Raw genomic sequence first — 19,605 nt, forward strand, 5'->3', positions numbered from 1 at the left:
CCGTTCGGGAGGAGATCACACGAATGGGAGGACGGATTTCGCGACTCCGTCCTCCCATCGCGGAGTTCTCCTCCCGAACGGGCGGAGAGGATGCCGCGACTCAGCCGGCGGCCGGAGCGATCTCGTTCGGCGTCACGTCGAGTTCGGTGCTCGCGACCACCTCGCCGGTGGTGAGGTCGACCGCGTGCACGCTGTTCGCGGCGGGCTCGGTGACGTAGGCGATGTCACCGGCGACGACGATCGCGGGGTGGGCGTCCTGCCACTCGACCGGGCTCTCCCACGGCTCGACGACGGGGTACTCGGCCGTGATCTCGCCCGTCTCCGGGTCGAGCACGTGGATCGAGCCGTCCGCCGACAGGATGTACGCGAGCTCGCCGGGGCCGCGCACGACGTCGCGGAACGTGTACTCCACGCCCTCGGGCAGGTCGACGACCTCGTAGGTCAGGGCTTCGGTGTCGATGAGGGTGACGGCGCCGAGCAGGTAGCCCTCGGCATCCGGGTCGTTCTTGTAGTCGCCGACGATGATCGGGCTGGACTCGCTCACGTAGGCGTTGCCCATGCGGCCGTAGGGCTGGTCGGGGGCGGTGAGCTTCGTGATCTCGCCGTCGGCGTAGACGAGCGCGCCGTCCTCGCAGCCGAAGACGACGACCTCGTTCGCGGCCGTGCCCTCGCCGTGCACGCCCGGGCACTGGTCCGACGTCGCGATCGTCGCGCCGGAGGCATCCTGCGCGATGATGCCGTTGCGTCCGTCGGCATTGCCGACCGTGGTCAGGAAGGTGCCGTCGTCGAGCACGATCGAGACGCCGTGGTGCGCTTCGACGCCCGCGATCGTCTCGACCTCGGGAAGGCCGTCGGATGCCGCGAGCTCGGCCGTGTCGAAGATCGTCGTGTCGCTCGTGCCGTCGGCGTAGAGGATCGTCTTGCCGCCGTGGCGCACGACGTGTCCGGGGGTGTCGGCCTCGAAGATCGTGTCGGTCAGGGCGGCGGCGTCGGTCGAACCGGCGCCGGTGTCGAGCACCTGGAAGCCCTCGCTCATGGTCACCATGACATGGCGGTCGTCACCGGCGGCGTTGAGGCGGGTGAACTCCTCGGAGTCGAAGTCGGCGACCGTCTCGAGGGTCTCGCCGTCGAGCACGAGGATGCCGCCCTCATAGGCGACGGCGACGCGGGCGCCGGCCTCGGTGGCGGATGCTTCGCTCGACGGGGCGTCCGCGGCGGGGGTCGTCGAGCACGAGGCGAGGGTCACGACCGCGCCGAGGGCGACGGCTCCGACCAGCGCTCGGCGCAGGGGGAGTTTCTTCATGCGTGTGTCTCTTTCTTGGTGGGGTGGTCTCAGCGGGTGAGACCGGAGGTGATGCGCTCGGTGTTGACGCGCATCATGGTCAGGTAGTCGGGGGCGCCGCCGTCGGCATCGGTGAGCGACTCGGTGAAGAGCTCGATCACCTCGACGTCGAGGTCGGCCTCGTCGGCGAGGGCGCGGGCGAGGCGGTCGGGGGACGAGGACTCGGCGAAGATCGCCGGCACACCGGTGTCGTCGACGGCCTCCACGAGGTCGGCGAGATCGGATGCCGAGGGTGCGGCGAGCGTCGTGCCACCGGGGATCACGGCCCCCACGACCTCGAAATCGAACCGGTCGGCGAGGTAACCGAAGACGTGGTGATTCGTGACGAGCGCGCGGCGCTCGGCGGGGATCGACTCGAAGGCCGCCGTCATCTCGGCATCCAGTTCGTAGAGGTCGCCGCGGTAGTCGGAGACGCTCGCCTGCAGCGCGGTGGCGTCGATGCCGTCGATCTCGGCGAGGGCGGGTTCGAGCGCATCGACGACGTCGAGCATGCGTGAGGGGTCGGTCCAGAAGTGCGAGTCGGGCATGCCCGCGGCATCGCCCTCGCTGTAGTCGAGCACGTCGATCGCATCGCCGGCGACGAAGGTCGCGACGTCGGTGGCGGATGCCGAATCGAGGTGCTGCTGCAGCCCCTCTTCGAGCCCGAGGCCGTTGGAGACGAGCAGGTCGGCCTCGCGGAGGGTGGCTGCTTCCTGGGCGGAGATCTCGAAGGAGTGCGGGTCGGCGTTCGGCTTCATGAGCGTGACCACACGGGCCTGGTCGCCGACGAGGTTCTCGACGACGTCGCCGAGGATGTTGGTGGAGACGACGATGAGCGGGCGGTCGTCGGTCGGGGCCGCGCAGGCCGTGAGGGACACGGCCGCGAGGGCGATCGCGCTCGCCGTGGCGAGGGGGCGAAACATCCGCATGTCAACGTCCCGTCTCGGCGACGAACGCCGGCTCGGTGGTGGTGTCGAAGGTGCGGGCGAGGCGCGCGCCATCGGCGTAGTCGATCTCGAACAGCTGCTTCTCGACCGGGGCGCTGAGGTAGGCGCGGTGCTGATCCGCGATGAGCACCGGGGCGGCTCCGGCAGCGAGCGAGGCGGCGACGAGAGGCTCGGTCTGGGCGAGCAGTGATCCGTCCGCGGCGCTGAGCACCAGCATCCGTCCGTCTTCCGTGAGGGCGAGCAGGTGCTCGTCCTCGTCGTCGACCGCCGTCACGTGCACGAGCGGGGTGGGAGCGGTGAGGAGCGTCCAGGTGCGTGCGCGGGTGTCGAGCAGGCGGATGTCGGTGGGGCTCGCGAGGCCGGCGATCGTCGGGCGGCCCTCGCGGTTGTCGAACGAGGAGACCGCGCCGGCGGGAGCATCCGCCGGGTACGGGATGCGCTCGACGACGAGCTCTCCGTCGTCGACGTGGGCGAGGAGCGCGCCGTCGGCGCAGCCGATCACGGCGCCGACCCGCGTCGTGATCGTACCCGCCGGGGCGGCGCAGGGCTCCTCGAGTCCGGTCGGTTCGCCGCCGTCGGTGTAGCCCGCGAGGGTGGCGCCGACACCGTCGACGGGCTCGGTGACGAGGGCGAACGAGCCCACCGGAACGACGAGCCCGTCGTGCGGCTCGCGCTCGAGGCGGAACTGCTCGCGGATCTCGCCCTTCGACAAGGCCTCGGTGCTGAGCAGCACGGCGTCGCCCGAGTCGGCGAACGAGATACCGGTGCCGCCGTTCGTGGAGCTGTTGGTCGTCGCGACGGTCGCGGTGCCGTCGCCCTCGACGCCGCCCAGGAGGAGGGGCTTGGCGCGGTAGTAGTGGAAGTGGTCGACGTGATCCCACGTCCAGACGCCGCTGTCGACGATCTCGACGCCCGCGCCGGTGTCGGCGAAGAGGTAGCGCCCGTCGGTCGTCATCGCCGCGGGCGCGTCGATCGTGCCGATCTCGGAGGTGCTCTCGTCGAGGAGGTCGAGGTGGGTGACCATGCCCGCGGGGTCGATCCAGGTGAGCCCGAGTTGGGGTTCGGCGACTTCTGCGGCGCCCGCGATCGCGCCGTGGCCGTCGCCGGTGGAGTCGGCGTTGCTGTCGGCGCTCTCAGCCGGTGTATCGGCGGGCGCCGCGCAGCCGGCGAGGCCGAGCGCGAGGGCCCCGGTCAGGGCGAGGGAGATGACGCGGAATCGCACGGCATCCTTTCGTTCGATGGTCGGGAGGGCTTTCGAATCGCTCACTTCGTCGTTTCCAGCCGGTGAAAACGGCGAAGTGAGCGATTCGAACGCCGGGTGGTGGTGACGGAGCGGGCGACCCACGAGAGGCAGGTGAGGGCGATGGCGGCGGCGGCGACGGATGCTCCGGCCGCCGTCGCCGCGAACCACGAAGTGACGAGGCCGAGGAACACCGCGGCGACGCCGAAGGCGCAGGCCAGCAGCATCCGTGTGGGGATGCGGGTGGTCCAGTGCCCGGCGGCGACGGCGGGGGCGAGGAGCAAGCCGACGACCAGCATCGACCCGACCGCCTGGTACGAGGCGACGACCGCGAGGGTGACGAGTCCGACCAGCACGGCCTGGGCGAGTCGCGGGCGCAGGCCGAGCACCGACGCGATGCGGGTATCGAGGGCGAGGGCGACGAACGCGCGGTGGAAGCCGCAGGCCACGGCGACGCCGAGCGCGGCGGCGATCGCCAGGAGTACGAGGTCGGCCGAGGTGATCGCGAGGATGTCGCCGAAGAGGATCGCGGTCGCGTCGGTGGCGAAGCTTCCCGAGTGGGAGATGATGATGACCCCGAGCGCCAGCATCGACACGAAGAGCAGTCCGATGCTCGTGTCGTACGAGAGCTTGGCGCGGCGCTGGAGGGCGCCGATCCCGACGCTCATGGCGACGGCGCTGAGCGCTCCGCCGACGAGCACCGGCAAGCCGAGCACGGTCGCGAGGGCGACGCCCGGAAGCATCCCGTGTGCGAGCGCTTCGCCGAGGAACGCCATGCCGCGGATCACGACCCACGTGCCTACGACGCCGCACAGAATCGCGACGAGAGCACCGCCGAGGAGCCCGCGCTGCACGAAGTCGAGCGCGAACGGGGCGAGGAGGTCGGGGAGGGTCACGTTGATCGACCCTAGGGCTTTTTGAGAATGATTATCAAATTCATAAGATGGAGACATGAGTTCTCCGCCCGTGTTTGCCGATCGCCTTGCCTCCCTCGACGACGTGCACGTCGCGTTCGACGGCGTCGACGTCGTGTGCGGGGTTGACGTGCAGTTCGTGCGCGGCGAGCTGGCCGTGATCGCCGGCCCGAACGGGGCCGGAAAGTCGACGCTGTTGGAGGTGCTCGCCGGTACGCGGATGCCGCGGCGAGGCATCCGCTCGGTGGACGGGAGTGTGGCGTTCGTGCCGCAGCGTGCGGCGATTCCGCCCCGGTTACCGGTGACGGTGCGCGACGTCGTGAGCGTCGGAGTGTGGGGGCGGTTGGGGCTGTGGCGGCGTCTCGATGCTTCGGCGCGCGCGAGTGTGTCGCAGTCTCTGTCTCGGCTGGAGATCAGCGATCTCGCCGCGAGCCCCTATGCCTCACTGTCGGGCGGGCAGCAGCAGCGGGCACTGCTCGCGCATGGGCTCGCTCGTCGGGCCGACGTGCTGCTGCTCGACGAACCGACGACGGGATTGGATGCCGAGAGCGGTGTGCGCATCCGCTCGGTGCTCCGCGCCGAGGCCGACCGCGGCGCGGCCGTGGTGTGCGTCTCGCACGACTCGGCGCTGCTGGAGGCGGCGGATCGGATCGTGCGGGTGGAAGCGGGGCGGGTCGTCGGATAGGGGGGAGGGGTCCTGAGCTTTCACGGGGTGGGGCGCTTCGACAGGCTCAGCGACCCAGTTTCCGTCCTGGCCCACTGCCGCTGGGTCCCTGAGCTTGTCGAAGGGTCCCCGCCCGAGGTGCGCCCTCGCCCGTGGGATTGTCGCGCCGGCATCCGCTCGTCTGCACGGCCGGCGCACGTCTGCACGGAAGGACGGGCGGATGCTCCGTGCAGACCTGATCCATCCGTGCGGGTGAGCGCGGGGCGGGACGCGTCGACAGGCTCAGCGACCCAGTTCCGGCGAGGCAGACGCCCGCGCTACCGGAGAGTCGCACTCCGATGCTCGGCCCGGAACCGCGAGGGCGTGTCTCCGTGGGCTCGCGTGAACGCACGACTGAAGCCGGCGGCATCCGCGTATCCGACTCGTCGGGCGACCTGCGTCACGGTCATGCCTTCGCGCAGGAGGCGACGCGCCCACGACATCCGTGTGCGCGCCCGCCAGGTGGCGAGGGTCGTGCCGGTGAGGGCTTCGACCGCGTCGCGCAGCTCTTCCGGGGCGACGCCGGCCTGCGCGGCGTACTCGGCCGTCGTCGCGGCATCGCGCGGCTCGCGGGTGAGTCTGGCGAGGAGGCCATAGGCGGCACGAGCCACCGGCTCGTCGTCGGGTGCGGGTTCGTCGAGTCCGAGCACCGCCTGCAGGGCGACACGGGCGTCGTGCGATCCGGTCGGGGCGAGCCCCGCGTACGTCCATCCGATGAGTCGCACCAGCGCGGCGAACGCGTCCGCCCTCGAGTGCGCGATGATCCCGGCGGGCAGGTCGATGCCCCCGGGCAGCCAGCCCAGCGGTATCGCGGCCGCGTCGGGTGCGGCGCGGAGCGCGACGGATGCTCCGGCGGGCAGGCAGGCGACATCGCCGCTCTCGAGTGACCAGGTGGCGTCGTCGGCGGTGATCTCCGCGGTGCCGCCCGCGACCCAGAAGACGATGTGGTAACCGTTGCACTGGGGGCCCAGGGAGGTCGAGCGCCGGTGGGCGGGTCTCGCGGCTGCGGCACCCGCGACGAGAGCGGACGGCGGCATCCCCCACTCCCGCCGGAACGCGCGGGCGAAAGCGGACGGGCTCGCGTACCCGCTCCCCATCACTCCCGCTCCCACATCGCCGCTGCGGCGGATCTGTTCGGCGGCGCGAGCGAGCATGCTCCGTGCCCTCCACCGTGCGGGCGACCACCCCGTCTCGGCCTGGAACCGTCTCGCGACAGTGCTCTCGCTCAGCCCGAGATCCGCCCCGCAGCGACCGGGCGAGATCGACGGGTCATCGAGCATCCGCTCCGCGACGCGGCGCAGATCGGGGGAGGGCGGCAGAGCCGGTGCGCTGATCGAGGCGGTCGTGTGCCCGATCCAACTCAGCACCGATGATGCGCGCACCCCACCGCCGTGCAGCACCCCGAGGCTGCGCGTGAAGGCGGCGAGCAGCGCGAAGCGGGCCATTTCGGGGATCGGCGCCGTGAACGGGGCGTCGGGGCCGGCCGAGCGATCGGCATCCCGCATCCGGATCGGAAGTACCGACGACTGCTCAGCGCCGCGAACGACGGCGGCGGTGCCGCCGGGTACCCACATCGCCTCCCCCTCGGCGAGGCGCCACGGTGTCGCGCCTAGCGAGACGGTCGCCTCGCCGCTCACGGCCCACACGAGAACAGGGGCTCCCGGTGCGAGTGCGGCCTTCGTCGACCAGGGCGGGATCGACGCGACGTCGAGGGAACGGAGCGAGGACAAGGATCTGCCGATCTGGGTGCACGAAGGAAGGTAAGGCCATCCTAATCTCGATGGAAGAGCGCCCGAGCTCAGCGCCGACGTCGACGCGCCACTCTCCGCCTCGCAGCGGACGATCGTCCGTCGCACTGACGTCGGGCGTCAGGAAGGAATCATGACCACTCATCTCTCTGCGCGCCGACGTATTGCGGCCGTCCTCTCGCTCGCCGTCGCGGGCACCCTCGCGCTCGCCGGGTGCACGCCCGCCGCCGACGACTCCGCGTCCTCCGAGACCTCGACCGAGACCGCCGCCGAATGGCCCCGTGTGTTCGAGAACGCCGACGGCACGACCACCGAGATCCCCGAGAAGCCGCAGCGCATCGTCTCGACCGCGGTGTCGGTCACGGGCACGCTGCTGGCGATCGACGCTCCCGTGGTGGCGAGTGGGTCGCAGGTCGGCGGTGTGTGGTTCGACCAGTGGGCCGACATCGCCGACGAGCGCGAGCTCGAGAACATCTGGAGCGTCGGGGAGTTCGACCTCGAAGCCGTGCTCGCCAGCGACCCCGACCTCATCATCGTCGCCACCAGCGGGCGCGACGCGCTGACCGACCAGGTCGCCGACCTCCAGTCGGTCGCTCCGACGATCGTCGTCGACTACGGCGCGCAGACCTGGCAGGACCTCGCGGTCGAGCTGGGCGAGGCGACGGGTCTCGAGTCGGATGCCGAGACGGCGATCGCCGACTTCGACGCCCTCGTGAGCGAGACGGCGGAGGAGATCACGATCCCGGAGGGCACCGCCAATATCGTCTCGTTCAACGGCGCGGGACAGGACAACCCGATCGCCCGCGTCGGCGGTTCGCACGCCGACCTGCTCGAGTCGCTCGGGTTCGAGATCGAGGACCCCGACCCCGCATGGCACACGCAGACCGACGAGCGCGCCGACTTCGTGTGGGCGACGTACGAGAACCTTCTGCAGCTGACGAGCGAGACCACCTTCATCCTCTCCGCCGACGACGAGATGGCACAGGGCTTCGCCGATGACCCGGTGCTCGCCAACATCCCGTCGGTCGCCGCGGGCCAGGTATACGGGCTCGGGGTCAACTCGTTCCGCATGGACCCGTACAGCTCGACCGAGATCGTCGAGCACGTGAAGGACCTCTTCTCCTGAGACCGATCGACCGGCCGCTCGGGGGCGCGGCCGGTCGATCATGGAACGCCATGACCGTCATCACCCCGGAAGCCGTCGACACGTCGGCGCCTCCGCCGCGCGCGACGCGGGCGCGGCTCATCGCCGTGCTCGCGATCGCCGTGACCTGCGTCGCCCTGCTCGTCATCCTGAGTTCCATCGTCGGTACGCGGATGCTGTCGCCGACCGACCTCTGGAAGGCGATCACCGCGTTCGATCCGACGGACGACGCGCACCTTCTCCTGATGAACCGGCGCCTGCCGCGCGCGGTGCTCGCGCTGCTCGTCGGCGCCGCCCTGGGGGCGGCGGGTGTCGTGATGCAGTCCCTGACCCGGAATCCCATCGCCGAGCCCGGACTGCTCGGCGTCAACGCCGGCGCCGCGGTCGGCGTCGCCGCGTCGGTCGCCCTGGTCGGCATCGTCGCGCCGGTGGCCTACTTCGGGGCGGCGCTCGTCGGCGCGGCCGTCGCGGGTGCGCTCGTGATGATGCTGGGGGGCGCGCGTCGTGGCTCCGACCCGGTGCGCCTGGTACTCGCGGGGGCGGCGCTGTCGGTCGTGCTGGGGGCGCTGGCGCAGATCATCATCGTGAACGGTGACGAACAGGTCTTCGATCGCTACCGCGCGTGGGCGGTGGGGTCGCTCGCTGGCCGCGATCTCGAGGTTCTCGCGCCGACGGCGATCCTCGTCGGCATCGGTCTCGTGATGGCGCTGCTGCTGTCGCGAGCGCTCGACGCCGCATCGCTCGGCCCCGAGACGGCTCGTGCCCTCGGCATCCGTCCTGCCGTCGTCTGGTCGGTCGCCGGACTCGCCGTCGTCGTGCTGGCGGGCGGCGCCACGGCGGCGGCCGGGCCCATCGCTTTCGTCGGCCTGACCGCTCCGCACGTCGCCCGGCTGCTCGTGGGGTCGGACCATCATCGGATGCTTCCGACGGCGATGATGCTCGGCGCCGCGCTCGTGCTCGTCGCCGACGTGCTCGGGCGCGTCGTCGCCCCTCCCGGTGAGGTGGGCGTCGGCATCATGGTGGCCATCCTCGGGGGGCCGTTCTTCGTCGCCCTCGTCCGCCGTCGTCGTCTGGCTCCGCTGTGATCGGGTCGGGGGTCAGCGCGGACCGCGCACCGGGTGGGCGACGTGTGCTGCGCGTCGGCCCGATGGTCGTTCTCGTGCGTCCCCGCACGGTCGTCGTCACCGTCGCGCTCGTCGTCGTCGCGCTCGTCGCCGGAGCGGTCGCGATGACCGTCGGCAGCCTGCCGGTGCCGCTGCACACGGTCCCCGCGGCCGTGCTCGGGATCGCCGACGACCCGACCGCGATCCGTGCCGTGCAGGGGGTGCGGCTTCCGCGCGTGCTCAGCGCGATCGGCGCCGGTGCCGCACTGGGGATCTCCGGGGCGATCTTCCAGTCGATCGCGCGCAACGCCCTCGGTTCTCCCGACGTGATCGGTTTCACCACGGGTGCCGCGACGGGCGCGCTCGTGCAGATCGTTCTCTTCGGCGCCCAACCGACGCAGGTGGCTCTGGGAACCATCGTCGGAGGCGTCGTGACCGCGGGCATCGTGCTGCTGCTGTCGCGTCGGGGCGGGGGTATGGCCGGGCGGCAACTGATCCTCGTGGGAATCGGCGTCGGCGCGGTCGCCTCGGCGGTCAACGGGCTGCTGCTCGTGCGCGGCACGATCGACGCGTCCAGTCAGGCGAACCTGTGGCTGTCGGGGTCGCTCGACGCGCGTCAGTGGGGGCATGCGCTGCCGGTGCTGATCGGCGTCGCCGTGGTGCTGCCGGTCATCCTCGTGCTCTCGAGGAGAGCGAGTCTGATGGAGTTGGGCGACGACATCGCCGAGCAGCTCGGCGTGCGCGTGGAGCGCACCCGATTGGCGCTCGTCGCGTGCGCCGTGGCGCTGGCCGCGCTCGCCACGGCGGCGGTCGGCCCGATCGCGTTCATCGCGTTGGCGGCTCCCCAGCTCGTGCGGCGCCTGCTGCGCTCCGATGCGCCTCCGGTCGTCGGGGCCGCGGCGATGGGCGCTGCTCTGCTGGTGGTCGCCGACCTCGTGACGCAGCTGCTGCCGGTGACGTTCGCGGTTCCGGTCGGTCGCATGACGGGCGTCGTCGGCGGTCTGTATCTGTTGTGGTTGCTGCTGCCGAGTCGAGGCTCGGCGGAGGGGAAGGGGTGGCGCTGATGGCCGAAACGCTCACGGCCGAGAGGCTCACGCTGCGGTACGACGAGCGCACGATCGTCGACGATCTCGACGTGACGCTGCCCGAGGGGAGGATCACCGTAATCCTCGGCGCGAACGCCTGCGGGAAGTCGACCCTGTTGCGCGGGTTGGCGCGCCTGCTGACCCCCGCGACGGGGCGGGTGATGATCGGCAGCGACGACGTCAGAGACCTGGCGCCCAAAGCGCTCGCCCGGCGTCTGGGGTTCCTCCCGCAGGCGGCGACGGCGCCCGGGGGCGTGACGGTGGCCGAGCTCGTCGCGCGCGGGCGCTATCCGCATCAGCGTCTGTTGCAGCAGTGGTCGCCGGAAGATGCGGATGCCGTGAACGCCGCGATGCGCGCGACCGGTGTGGCCGTGCTGCGGGATCGTGCGATCGACGAGTTGTCGGGTGGTCAGCGGCAGCGCGCCTGGATCGCGATGCTGTTGGCGCAGCAGACGCCGGTGATGCTGCTCGACGAGCCCACGACCTATCTCGACATCGCCCACCAGCTCGAGGTGCTCGAACTGTGCCGTCGCCTGAACCGTGAGGAGGAGCGCACGGTGGTGCTGGTGCTCCACGACCTCGATCAGGCCTGTCGGTACGCCGATCACCTGGTCGTCATGCGCGAGGGCCGGATCCTCGCCACCGGTGCCCCGGGCGAGGTGATGACGGCCGAACTGATCGCCGAGGCGTTCGCGCTCGAGGCGCTCGTGCAGCCGCATCCGGTCACGGGCACGCCCATGGTGGTGCCGATCGCGCCGCTCGTCGTCGGCGGCGAGGAGGCGATCGCGTGAGTCTGGTCGCGGGATTCTCGACCGCTCCGACCTGGATGCGCGCCCAGGCGTGGCGACGTGACGACTCGCGCGTAGAGGAGCTGCTGTCGGGCGAGCCGATCGTCGAGGCCGTGGTGATGGCCGAGGATGCCGGTTTCGATGTGGCGTTCCGCCCGGACGCGCTGACGCTGCCGCTCGGATCGATCAGGTCCGACCCTGCGCACCTCGGACTCGATCCGATCGTGCAGGCCGCTCAGCTCGCCGGGGCCACGCGCCGGATCGGACTCGTCGTGACCGTGTCGGCGACCTTCGCCGAACCGTATCCGGTCGCTCGTCAACTGGTCTCGCTGGAGCATCTGGCCCCCGGCAGGATCGGATGGAACGTCGTGACCTCCCGCTCGGGCGATGAGCAGTTCTCCGTCGCGCGACTGCCCGACTCCGCGTCGCGATGGCGCCGGGCGGAGGAGTTCATCGACGTGGTGGAGTCGCTGCGCGCGGGTTTCCCCGCGGATGCCCTGCGCGCGGATCGCGACGCGGGCGTGCTGTTCGACCGAGACCGGGTGACAGCGACCGACCATCGCGGCGAGAACTTCCAGGTGGCGGGTCCGCTGCCGTTGCCCGCCGTATCGCCCGGGAGGCTCCCGTTGATGGTGGCCGGTGCGGGTGAGGCCACGATCTCTCTTGCGGGTCGGCGTGCGGATGCGATGTTCGCGGCGGCCGTGGAGTCGTCGTCGAGTCTGGCTCAGCGCGCGGCGATCCGAGAGCGCGCGGCGTCGGCCGCGCGGGAGGAGCGCCCACGCCTGCTGCCCGGCATCAGCCTGCTGCTCGCGGACACGCGGGAGCAGGCCGCGGCGATCGAAGAGGCGACGTACCCCCGTGACCGTGAGCGCCGCACGGTCGGCCCGCACTGGTCGGTCGTCGGGACTCCCGATGACGCGGTCGCGGCCATCGTCGAGCGCGCCGAGGCTCGGGCGATCGACGGGTTCATCGCGTTCCCCGTCGGCTCGTGGCGCTCGGTCGAGCTGCTCTGCACGCGTGTGATGCCGCGTCTGCGCGAACTCGGCCTCGTCGCCGAGCATCCCGTGCCCGGATTCCGACCCGAACGAGAGGACACCCTCTGATGACCACCACCGATGACACAACCCTTGGCGATGGTGCTCCTGACGCCAATCGCACCGGACGGACGAGAATCGACCTGATCCCACGGATCGGAAGGCGGATCCTGCGCGTCGTGCGCACCGAGGACGTGACGCCGCTGTACCGACGCGTCGTCTTCACCTCGGACTCCTTCGACGAGGGGTTCCCGATCCGGCACTTCGCCGTGAGCGACCACGTCAAGCTGTTCTTCCCGCACCCGCAGACCGGTGTGCTCGTGTTCCCGCAGATCACCGAGAACGGGTGGGAGTATCCGGACGGCGCGGGCGACCCGTTCTTCCGCGACTACACCGTGCGCGATTACGACGCCGACGCACGGGAGCTCGCGATCGACTTCGTGCTGCACGATCACGGGGTCGCGGGGCGGTGGGCCGGTCGTGCCCGGCCCGGCGACGAGATCGGGCAGCTCGGCCCGCGCGGTCACGTCGTGTTCCCCTCGGACTACCCGCGGTACCTCGCCGCCGGCGACGCGACCGCGCTGCCCGCCATCGCGCGTCTGCTCGAAGAGGCCCCGGAAGGCTCGCGGGTGACGGCCGTGATCGAGGTCGAGAGCGCTGCCGAACAGCAGCGGCTCGACGTGGCGCCGGGAGTCGACGCCGACATCGTCTGGGTGCGTCGCGACGAGGCGGTGATCGCGGACGGTCATCTTTCGGCTTTGGAGACCGCCGTGCGTGACGTGGCGATCGCTCCGGGTGAGCGTCTGTTCGTCTTCGTCGCCGGGGAAGCAGGGATGCTGAAGCCGATCCGCCGCTACCTGCGCCGAGAGCTCGGGTTGACGAAGGAGCAGGTCGACGTCGACGGGTACTGGAAGCGCGGTGTGGCCAATCTCGACCACCACGCGGATGCCGACGACGCAGACGACTGAGGCGACGGCGACGGTGAGTCTTGGTGAGAACGGCTCCTGGCGGTAAGCCAGGGGCCGTTCGGCGTCGATCTGCACGAATGTCAGAATCGCGATGAAATCGGAGCAACTCCGATGTAAAGCGAGAGCCGAGGGTCTCGCCGCTGTATATGCGCGGTGTTGAGATCATACAGACGGGGCCGGACATTCACATTACTTGTCTTTGCTTCGTCTGGCGTCGGACGGCTATCCCGTGACATCAACACCGGCACCGAGTGGAGGTAGGCTCGGACGACTCGGTGAGAAGCTCGTTCGCAGAAATCGTGGCAGTCTGGCGGCCTAGCGGGACGGGACGATGGCTGGCTAAGCCGGGTCGATCATTCGGATGCCACCTGAACTTCGGCGCGATTCACCGGATCCGCTCTTTTCCACACAGGTTCCGGCACGAGCGCGGGAGCCTCGATGCCCTGGCGCTCGCTCTCCCTTTCTTTGACTCGAGGGAAGTGGCCATGAGATGCGCTCACGAGCACGGCCAACGCGTTATGCAAACGCGATTTCGAGACCTTGCTCATCGTTTTTGAGTCGAAACGATTGGGCGCCTCACACTCGAAAACGACGACGCCAGCTTTGATGTTGCCGCGGTCCAGGCGCTGGGCGTAGATGCACCTCGTGTACATCTTCAGGCCCTCTACATCCTCGGCGGAGAAGCCTTGAGCCCTTAGGTTACGTTTCCACGCCTCCCGGTCGTCCTCTTCCGAGTTGTCGATGAATGATCGCCGCCCCCATGCGACGCCGATCGCTCCTTGGGTCAGCGGGTACGAGCTGCGTCCGCGACGCTCGAGGTTCGGATTCTCCGAGTGACGGGCCAAGAGAACGAACTCGTCATCCTCTACCGAGTACACCGACACTCGAGTGTCGACGGAATCGCCGCAGATATAGCCGCCCAGTTCCGCGAGAAGGGTATCCAGAGCCCCCTGGAGCGCTCGTCGATGTTCATCGACCTCGGTCACGGCGGCTTCCCGAGCCGTAACTAGGTCAGCGAGGGCCCGCTCTTTCTGCTGCTCGAGTTCAGAGTAGGTGGGTTTGAACCATTTGAAGTACCCGAATGCCCAGATGACCGCGACGAACAGGACTCCGGCGGGCCAGAGCAAAGTCGGCCACGTCGCTAGTTCAGCGAATGTGTGCATGCTCGCTACCGTGACGCAGACCGTCAGCGCTGCGGAGAGAACAACCTGCGCTGGATCCCGAAGGCTACGGATTCGCCAGTAATAGCGGGTCACCCACGACAGGTGCTGGCCCGGGACCGGAACGGGGTTGCTGTCCGGGGCGCCCTTGCTCCGCGGATGCATGTCCGATTAAGCGCTCACGAGTTGCGAGCGTACCCGCTGCACCTCGCGGGCCGGCTTGCCGGATGCGTCGCCGTTTGCAAGAGCGAAGGCCTTGGATAGCACGTCGTCAGCGGTCTCCTCGATGAACTCCGGGTCCATCCCCTCGAAGCGAAGCCCTACCCGGAATCCCTCGACATCGAGATCAGGTGCTACAAAGTACGCTGTGATCCCAGCCATACCCAGATCTGCGATCGCACGTCGAACGGCATCGTCAAGCTTTTCGACCAGAACATCGTACGGAACAGGTCGCGCACCATCGACTCGGACCATGGTCGTCAGTTCAACTGCCACATGCGCCTCCTGACGCTTCTGATGCCCGGCCCGCACATTGAGGGGCTCGCGCTTCATCTCAAGATCTACGTTACCTGGCGCAACCGACGTTTGGCAGCAAGGTGACGGTCGACGTTGCCGCTCGCACGGTAGCCACCTGTAGACCGTTGCGGTGCCCCGAGCCCTATCGCCACTTCTGACCCTCGATGATCCGGGCCAGCGCTTCCACGTCGCCGCCTCGCCTGAACCATTCCACAGGGCTGTGCTGCCCGTCGGCGACCATGGTCGACTGTGGCGTCGCCATTAGAGCAGATACCGACATCCATCCCTTGTCCTTTACGATGTCGATGATTTCGGTTAGGTGCGGCAGGAGTTTCCCCGGCGAGGAGAGGCTGAACTGCCACGACGGGAAACGCCGGGACTGCGCAACATCGACCATATACAACTCGCCGCGATCGGCGGCAGCATAGAGCGAGTCCTCGTCCATATTCAAGAAGCCGGCGGCTGCAGACGCGGACATGGTCTGAAGCACACTTGTCAGAAGAGTGCTCGCCACACTCGCCAGAAGACCTCCGCGCGCAACCTCAGTCGATGTTGCCTCGAACGACTCTGGCGTAAAGGCCTTAGACCGGATGAGATAGCTGATCTCCTGCAGCGTCAGCTCTTCCTGATCCGCGATCGGTCGCTCTGCGAGAAGTTGGTCAGTCAGCGCTCGAACGACGAAGTCCCCATCGGCGTTCAATCGGGTCACAGCGTCAGTGAACGCGGCGATCACGTCGGTGGATGGCTGCGCCTGCCAAGGGTGGGCCAGCGGCCTCTCATCCGAGGTATCCATGTGCCACAGCGTAGATGAGCCTCTAAAGGAAGGGGAGGGTCAATTCGGCGGCTGTGGTTCGGTTGCGAGCAAGTACTGCTGCCAGTGCACTCGACTCTTCGTGGTGGAGCACGCTGGGTAGAAGCAACATCGCGTTGAGGGTTGAGTTCTGCTGCTGTGTAGCCTGGCCTTCGGCTCGTTCCGCACGCAATGCGTGTCGGTGGTCGATCTTGTCTAAGTGCTCTTTCGGAGGATGTTCGTGAGCGATCGTTGGTGGCTTTATCGCGACGACACGCAGATCCAGTGGGATCGCAACGACGAGCCTCTTGCGCTTCTCACAGTTTTCACGGAAGACGACATGATCGTCGACGAAGAGTGGCTGCAGGCGTTGCGGAGGCTGGATGCCTCGGCGTACGGGCCGGATGATGTTGCGCAGCAGGAGGCTGACGAGCTACGCCTTGAGTCGATTGAACCGGCGAAGACATTCGGATACCAGGCGGGTGCAGGCTCCATTCGCACTCGTTTGGCGCTCATGGGGTTCAGTGTGGAGGCGTGCAGACGCGAGATCTTGATGGCGCTGATGGACTCGATCGACGGGGACGAGCAACGCGGCTTTCTGAGCGTTGCGATCGGGAAGAACGGGGATGAGTTCGCCGAGATTCCTTGGACCGAGGTCCTTGACCGTGGCCTCATCGCGTATGAGCAGAACCAAGTCGAGCGACTCACCGATCCGGTGGACCGCGCATGTGCCGACCAGATCGCCATCTTTCTGGAGGCAGGAGTCGATCGTCGAGTGCTGTTGGCGCTCCAACTCGCGACAGCGGATGATGACACTGAGGTCTGGCTTGACCTGCACGACCTGAGAGCGGCCGGTTACTTCGACGCAATCGAGAGCATCACGCAACTCGCCATCGATGAGCTGGCAGCCAGCGTGAGCTCCGGAGGCCCCATCATTGTCGTCACCGAGGGTATTACCGACGCTGTATTCCTCAAACGCGCTCTGGAACTGGTCGCACCGCACATCTCGCACATGTTCCGGTTCTTTGATAGAGACGCCGGGGCAGAGATGGGGGCGTCGCAGGTTGTTCGAACGTTGCGGAGCTTTGCTGCAGCCGGCATCACGAACCGCGTCGTCGGGGTGCTCGACAACGATTCCGCCGGGCGTGTCGCTGAGCGCACCTTGCTGAGCAGGCCTCGGCCGGCGAACAATCGCTACATGTTGCTCCCCGATGTGCCATACGGCAGCGCTTATCCAACCGTTGGCCCCAGTGGGGAGATGGACTTGGATATCAATGGTCGTGCGGTCGCGATCGAGTTCCAGTTCGGCGCAGAACAGCTAACCATGCCTGACGGAACCCTGGCGAGGGTCGCCTGGGGAGGGATGGAAGCCTCGATCGGTGAGTACCAAGGCGGTTTGCTTGCGCCGGACAAGAGGGTGGTGCAAGCCAACATCGAGCGTTTCCTCGCGGATGCCTCTGCGCAGCACGATCCTAAGGAGGGTCCCTGGCCGACGATCCACGCGCTCGTCGAGCGTCTTCTCGAGGCGGCCGTTCCGGACTCGTTCCCAGGGCAGTACTACACCGCGACTCACCGAGCCGGCTGACGTAACGGCGGGTACGTTCGTTGGCCTTGAGACAGCACCATGGTTCCGGCGGGGTGTGGACGAGAGGTGCCCGCGCTGCCTAGTCGTCCACGACGAGCGATGTTGAATCGGTGGATTCGTAGGACTCCGTGATCGCCTCAGCGCGGCTTTCCCAGCGGTCTGCGCGATCGCTTCGACCGAGGGCGCGGGCTGCATCCGCCATCAGCCGGGCGAGTGCTTCGTCGATCAGGTCGTGAGCGACCAGGTCCCAGCCGGCTTCCTGCTCGACCCAGATGTACCCGCCGCGGATCTGATCAGGATCGCTCTCCCGCTGCCAGAAGAACTCGGCGCGGTCGAGCGCTTCGGCGAGCCGATTGAGACGGATGAGGCAGCAGCACTGGTTGTACACGTTGATGAGCAACGGAGAGTAGCCTGCCGACTCCGCCCGTTCCAGGAGGTCGAGGCTGGTCGCCGGGTCGATCGGCAGCTTGCAGAAACCCAGGTTGTTGAGACTACGGGCGTCCTTCGGGTGATGCTTCGAATGGAACTCGAAAAGCGCGGAGGCCTCGTCGTACCGTTCGCGGGAGAGGAATGACACGGCGGTGTCCTGGAGCTGCCAGAACAGCGAATCTTCGCCTTCGTCGCTCGCCGAGGAGGTCGAGGCGCGATAGGCAATCTGTTCATTGAGGACCGTCGAATTCGGTCCATCGTGCTCAAGAACCGCGGCCGGGAAAGGAGCTTCCTCAAGGTCGTTCTGCCAGCGGTACTCCAGGTGAAGAGCCTCGGTGGGCCATCTCGTCAGGTCATCCTGGGTGCAGCGGAGCCACAACCAGATGTACGGAAGTGAGATGGTCGTGCGGGACTGATTGTCGATGACGTAGCGGCTCAACGATGTCGCGGACGGTGCGGTGAAGTTGAGTACTTCGCTCAAAGGGGCCGCGATGACCCATGAATCGATGCGGTGCACCGATGTGATCAGCGCGTCGGTGGCCAAATCCGGGTCTGCGTCGAGAGCCGCCGCGGGTATCGACAGGACCGACCTCCACGAGGCGAGGTCGACGGCCTTGTCTTCGGCGCTGCCGACGAGTTTCACCAGCAGCGGAAGTGCCGCTCGGGGAGCCATCCCGTATCGGATGAGGCTCTCGCCATCGAGGCCGAGGTCTGCGAGACGCCGGATAATCGATCGGACGATCCCGGCGCGGGTGTCGACGTCGACGGTGCTCAGTGGGACAGTCGCCAGGGCGCGGTCAAGCGCGACGATGAGTACGCGGGCATCACTGCCATCGGCATCGCCGAGCCGCAATTGGTTGTCCACACGCACCTCCTTATGCAAGATTGTGTCTAAGATTGTACTAGAGGAGAGCCCAACTATGGAGAACGTCATCTTCCAAGCCAGCGATCTTGCTCGGGACCGCACACGATTCTTGGACGCCGCGCGCGCCGGAAGAGCAGTCGTTCGAGACAAAGACGGCACGGGTCTTGTCATGTTGCCCGAGGCTGAGCTTGTCGTGCTTGAAGGGTATGCCGCCTGGTCGCAACGGCTCAATCGACTCACTGCCCTCCTCGAGAGCGAGAGGCCGCTCACCGCAGCGATGCTCGGCGAACTTGCCTGGTTGAGGGTGTTTGATGCCGAGGATCTGCATGAGTTCGTTAACGAACTCCATGCTGCGCTGATCGCCGGACTGGCTGATCAGAGCCTTGGCGAGATCGAACAGCTCGTCACTGATTGGCGAACCACTGCCCGCCAGCTTGAGGACCCACTGCGGCGATCTGTGCTCCTCGGCCGTGACGCCACAGACCATCTCGTCGCTGCCGCCGAGCCTGCTGATCGTGCCTAGTGCGTACCAGCCGTTTGCGCCGGCGAGACGGCCGAAAGGGAAACCTGAGGCGAAGCCGGCGTATCGCGTTCTTGTTCATCGCAAGTTCGCCAACCACTGGGGGGAAGTCGTTGATCGGGTGGGCCTGCAGCAGGCGCAGCAGTTCTGGGACCACGTTTCGCAGGCGCCGGGTTCGACCTCCGGCCTCGCCTCGATCACGATCCTCAAAGGTAAGGCCGGTCGCCCCCAGGGCGCCGGCTGGTCCCGGACCCATCACTACGAGATCAGTGGAGCCGGCCGCGTCGACTACCAGTACCACAACGAGTTTCGTGAGGGTGCGAAGGGCGACAGTCACCGCGTCGTCGCGATCCTGACAATCAACTACAGCAGCCACTGACCTCGTCGTGCAGACAGCGGACAGGTCGCCTGCCTCGAGGTCCCGGGTGGCGTCAGCTGAAGCGGGATAGTGTCGCGGACAACGCCGCGAATCCGTCAGCGATCCATGCCATTGCCGAGTATGACCCCGTTGCAACTGCGAGGAGAGGGCCGACGGCTCCGATTGCCGTGATCGGTGCGGCGAAGACCCCGTTGATCGAGCCGTAGTTTCGGGTACCCCACCTGTCGGCGACGGCGGAGCCCTGCACGAGCGTCTGCGCACCGCGCACGGCTCCGACCCCCACGCCGACACTGATAAGCACCTCGAGTGGACTTTCGAGTCTGTCGACTTCCGATCCACTTTTCTCGAGTTGACGCCAGCGGCGAC

Annotated in this window: 19 protein-coding genes; 10 read left to right on the top strand and 9 right to left on the bottom strand. The window is 68.0% G+C overall.

Annotation, left to right across the window (positions count from 1 at the left end; all coding sequences use genetic code 11):
- Positions 1-100: 100 nt before the first annotated feature.
- Genes aztD through aztB form a run of 4 tightly spaced genes read right to left on the bottom strand, consistent with a single transcriptional unit; the run spans position 101 to position 4,404 of the window.
- Positions 101-1,303 carry a zinc metallochaperone AztD gene (gene aztD / locus ACFY9N_RS01085; RefSeq protein ID WP_391476347.1) on the bottom strand — a complete coding sequence of 401 codons (1,203 nt, stop codon included), beginning with the start codon at positions 1,301-1,303 and terminating at the stop codon, positions 101-103.
- Positions 1,304-1,332: 29 nt separating this feature from the next.
- A complete protein-coding gene (gene aztC / locus ACFY9N_RS01090) occupies positions 1,333-2,250 on the bottom strand; it encodes a zinc ABC transporter substrate-binding protein AztC (RefSeq protein ID WP_391476348.1) in 918 nt (305 codons plus the stop codon).
- Between the two features lies 1 nt (position 2,251).
- The gene (locus tag ACFY9N_RS01095; protein WP_391476350.1) at positions 2,252-3,535 is read right to left on the bottom strand and encodes an ABC transporter; all 1,284 of its coding nucleotides are present in this window, start codon (positions 3,533-3,535) and stop codon (positions 2,252-2,254) included.
- Positions 3,532-4,404 carry a zinc ABC transporter permease AztB gene (gene aztB / locus ACFY9N_RS01100; protein WP_391476351.1) on the bottom strand — a complete coding sequence of 291 codons (873 nt, stop codon included), beginning with the start codon at positions 4,402-4,404 and terminating at the stop codon, positions 3,532-3,534. Before aztB ends, ACFY9N_RS01095 begins: the two co-directional genes overlap by 4 nt.
- A gap of 55 nt (positions 4,405-4,459) precedes the next feature.
- Between aztB and aztA the strand changes: the two genes are divergently transcribed.
- On the top strand, positions 4,460-5,107 hold the full coding sequence (aztA, locus tag ACFY9N_RS01105) for a zinc ABC transporter ATP-binding protein AztA (protein ID WP_391476352.1): 648 nt from the start codon (positions 4,460-4,462) through the stop codon (positions 5,105-5,107).
- A gap of 296 nt (positions 5,108-5,403) precedes the next feature.
- Here aztA and ACFY9N_RS01110 read toward each other — a convergent pair whose 3' ends face one another.
- Positions 5,404-6,855, bottom strand: a complete 1,452-nt coding sequence (locus ACFY9N_RS01110; RefSeq protein ID WP_391476353.1) for an AraC family transcriptional regulator — start codon at positions 6,853-6,855, stop codon at positions 5,404-5,406.
- A gap of 151 nt (positions 6,856-7,006) precedes the next feature.
- On the opposite strand from ACFY9N_RS01110, the gene fepB reads away from it, so the two are divergent.
- The 6 genes from fepB to ACFY9N_RS01140 all read left to right on the top strand — a co-directional run bounded on the left by fepB (position 7,007) and on the right by ACFY9N_RS01140 (position 12,995).
- A complete protein-coding gene (gene fepB / locus ACFY9N_RS01115) occupies positions 7,007-7,999 on the top strand; it encodes a Fe2+-enterobactin ABC transporter substrate-binding protein (RefSeq protein ID WP_391476355.1) in 993 nt (330 codons plus the stop codon).
- 50 nt (positions 8,000-8,049) lie between these two features.
- Positions 8,050-9,102 (top strand): FecCD family ABC transporter permease, encoded by a 1,053-nt coding sequence (locus ACFY9N_RS01120; RefSeq protein ID WP_391476357.1) that lies wholly within the window; start codon positions 8,050-8,052, stop codon positions 9,100-9,102.
- Between the two features lie 62 nt (positions 9,103-9,164).
- Complete coding sequence (locus ACFY9N_RS01125; protein WP_391476358.1) at positions 9,165-10,184, top strand: FecCD family ABC transporter permease; 1,020 nt, start codon at positions 9,165-9,167, stop codon at positions 10,182-10,184.
- Positions 10,184-10,996, top strand: a complete 813-nt coding sequence (locus ACFY9N_RS01130; protein WP_391476360.1) for an ABC transporter ATP-binding protein — start codon at positions 10,184-10,186, stop codon at positions 10,994-10,996. The genes ACFY9N_RS01125 and ACFY9N_RS01130 overlap by 1 nt, the downstream gene beginning before the upstream one ends.
- Positions 10,993-12,096, top strand: coding sequence for an LLM class flavin-dependent oxidoreductase (locus tag ACFY9N_RS01135; RefSeq protein ID WP_391476361.1), 1,104 nt, complete (start codon positions 10,993-10,995; stop codon positions 12,094-12,096). The genes ACFY9N_RS01130 and ACFY9N_RS01135 overlap by 4 nt, the downstream gene beginning before the upstream one ends.
- Before the next feature lie 110 nt (positions 12,097-12,206).
- Entirely contained in the window at positions 12,207-12,995 is a 789-nt protein-coding gene (locus ACFY9N_RS01140) for a siderophore-interacting protein (protein ID WP_391476362.1), read from the top strand.
- A gap of 353 nt (positions 12,996-13,348) precedes the next feature.
- Here the strand turns inward: ACFY9N_RS01140 and ACFY9N_RS01145 are convergent, their stop codons facing one another.
- The 3 genes from ACFY9N_RS01145 to ACFY9N_RS01155 form a co-directional block, all read right to left on the bottom strand.
- Positions 13,349-14,158 carry a hypothetical protein gene (locus ACFY9N_RS01145; protein ID WP_391476364.1) on the bottom strand — a complete coding sequence of 270 codons (810 nt, stop codon included), beginning with the start codon at positions 14,156-14,158 and terminating at the stop codon, positions 13,349-13,351.
- Between the two features lie 168 nt (positions 14,159-14,326).
- Positions 14,327-14,707 carry a hypothetical protein gene (locus tag ACFY9N_RS01150; RefSeq protein ID WP_391476365.1) on the bottom strand — a complete coding sequence of 127 codons (381 nt, stop codon included), beginning with the start codon at positions 14,705-14,707 and terminating at the stop codon, positions 14,327-14,329.
- Between the two features lie 106 nt (positions 14,708-14,813).
- The gene (locus tag ACFY9N_RS01155) at positions 14,814-15,464 is read right to left on the bottom strand and encodes a hypothetical protein (RefSeq protein WP_391476366.1); all 651 of its coding nucleotides are present in this window, start codon (positions 15,462-15,464) and stop codon (positions 14,814-14,816) included.
- Between the two features lie 238 nt (positions 15,465-15,702).
- Between ACFY9N_RS01155 and ACFY9N_RS01160 the strand changes: the two genes are divergently transcribed.
- Positions 15,703-17,046: a hypothetical protein gene (locus tag ACFY9N_RS01160; RefSeq protein ID WP_391476368.1), complete on the top strand. Its 1,344-nt coding sequence runs from the start codon at positions 15,703-15,705 to the stop codon at positions 17,044-17,046.
- A gap of 79 nt (positions 17,047-17,125) precedes the next feature.
- On the opposite strand, the gene ACFY9N_RS01165 is transcribed toward ACFY9N_RS01160, so the two are convergent.
- A complete protein-coding gene (locus ACFY9N_RS01165) occupies positions 17,126-18,340 on the bottom strand; it encodes a hypothetical protein (RefSeq protein WP_391476369.1) in 1,215 nt (404 codons plus the stop codon).
- Positions 18,341-18,395: 55 nt separating this feature from the next.
- Between ACFY9N_RS01165 and ACFY9N_RS01170 the strand changes: the two genes are divergently transcribed.
- A complete protein-coding gene (locus tag ACFY9N_RS01170; RefSeq protein ID WP_391476370.1) occupies positions 18,396-18,863 on the top strand; it encodes a hypothetical protein in 468 nt (155 codons plus the stop codon).
- Positions 18,811-19,239 (top strand): hypothetical protein, encoded by a 429-nt coding sequence (locus ACFY9N_RS01175; protein ID WP_391476372.1) that lies wholly within the window; start codon positions 18,811-18,813, stop codon positions 19,237-19,239. The genes ACFY9N_RS01170 and ACFY9N_RS01175 overlap by 53 nt, the downstream gene beginning before the upstream one ends.
- Positions 19,240-19,605 lie beyond the last annotated feature (366 nt).

It is taken from the genome of Microbacterium sp. NPDC008134, assembly GCF_042957055.1.
Lineage (GTDB): Bacteria > Actinomycetota > Actinomycetes > Actinomycetales > Microbacteriaceae > Microbacterium.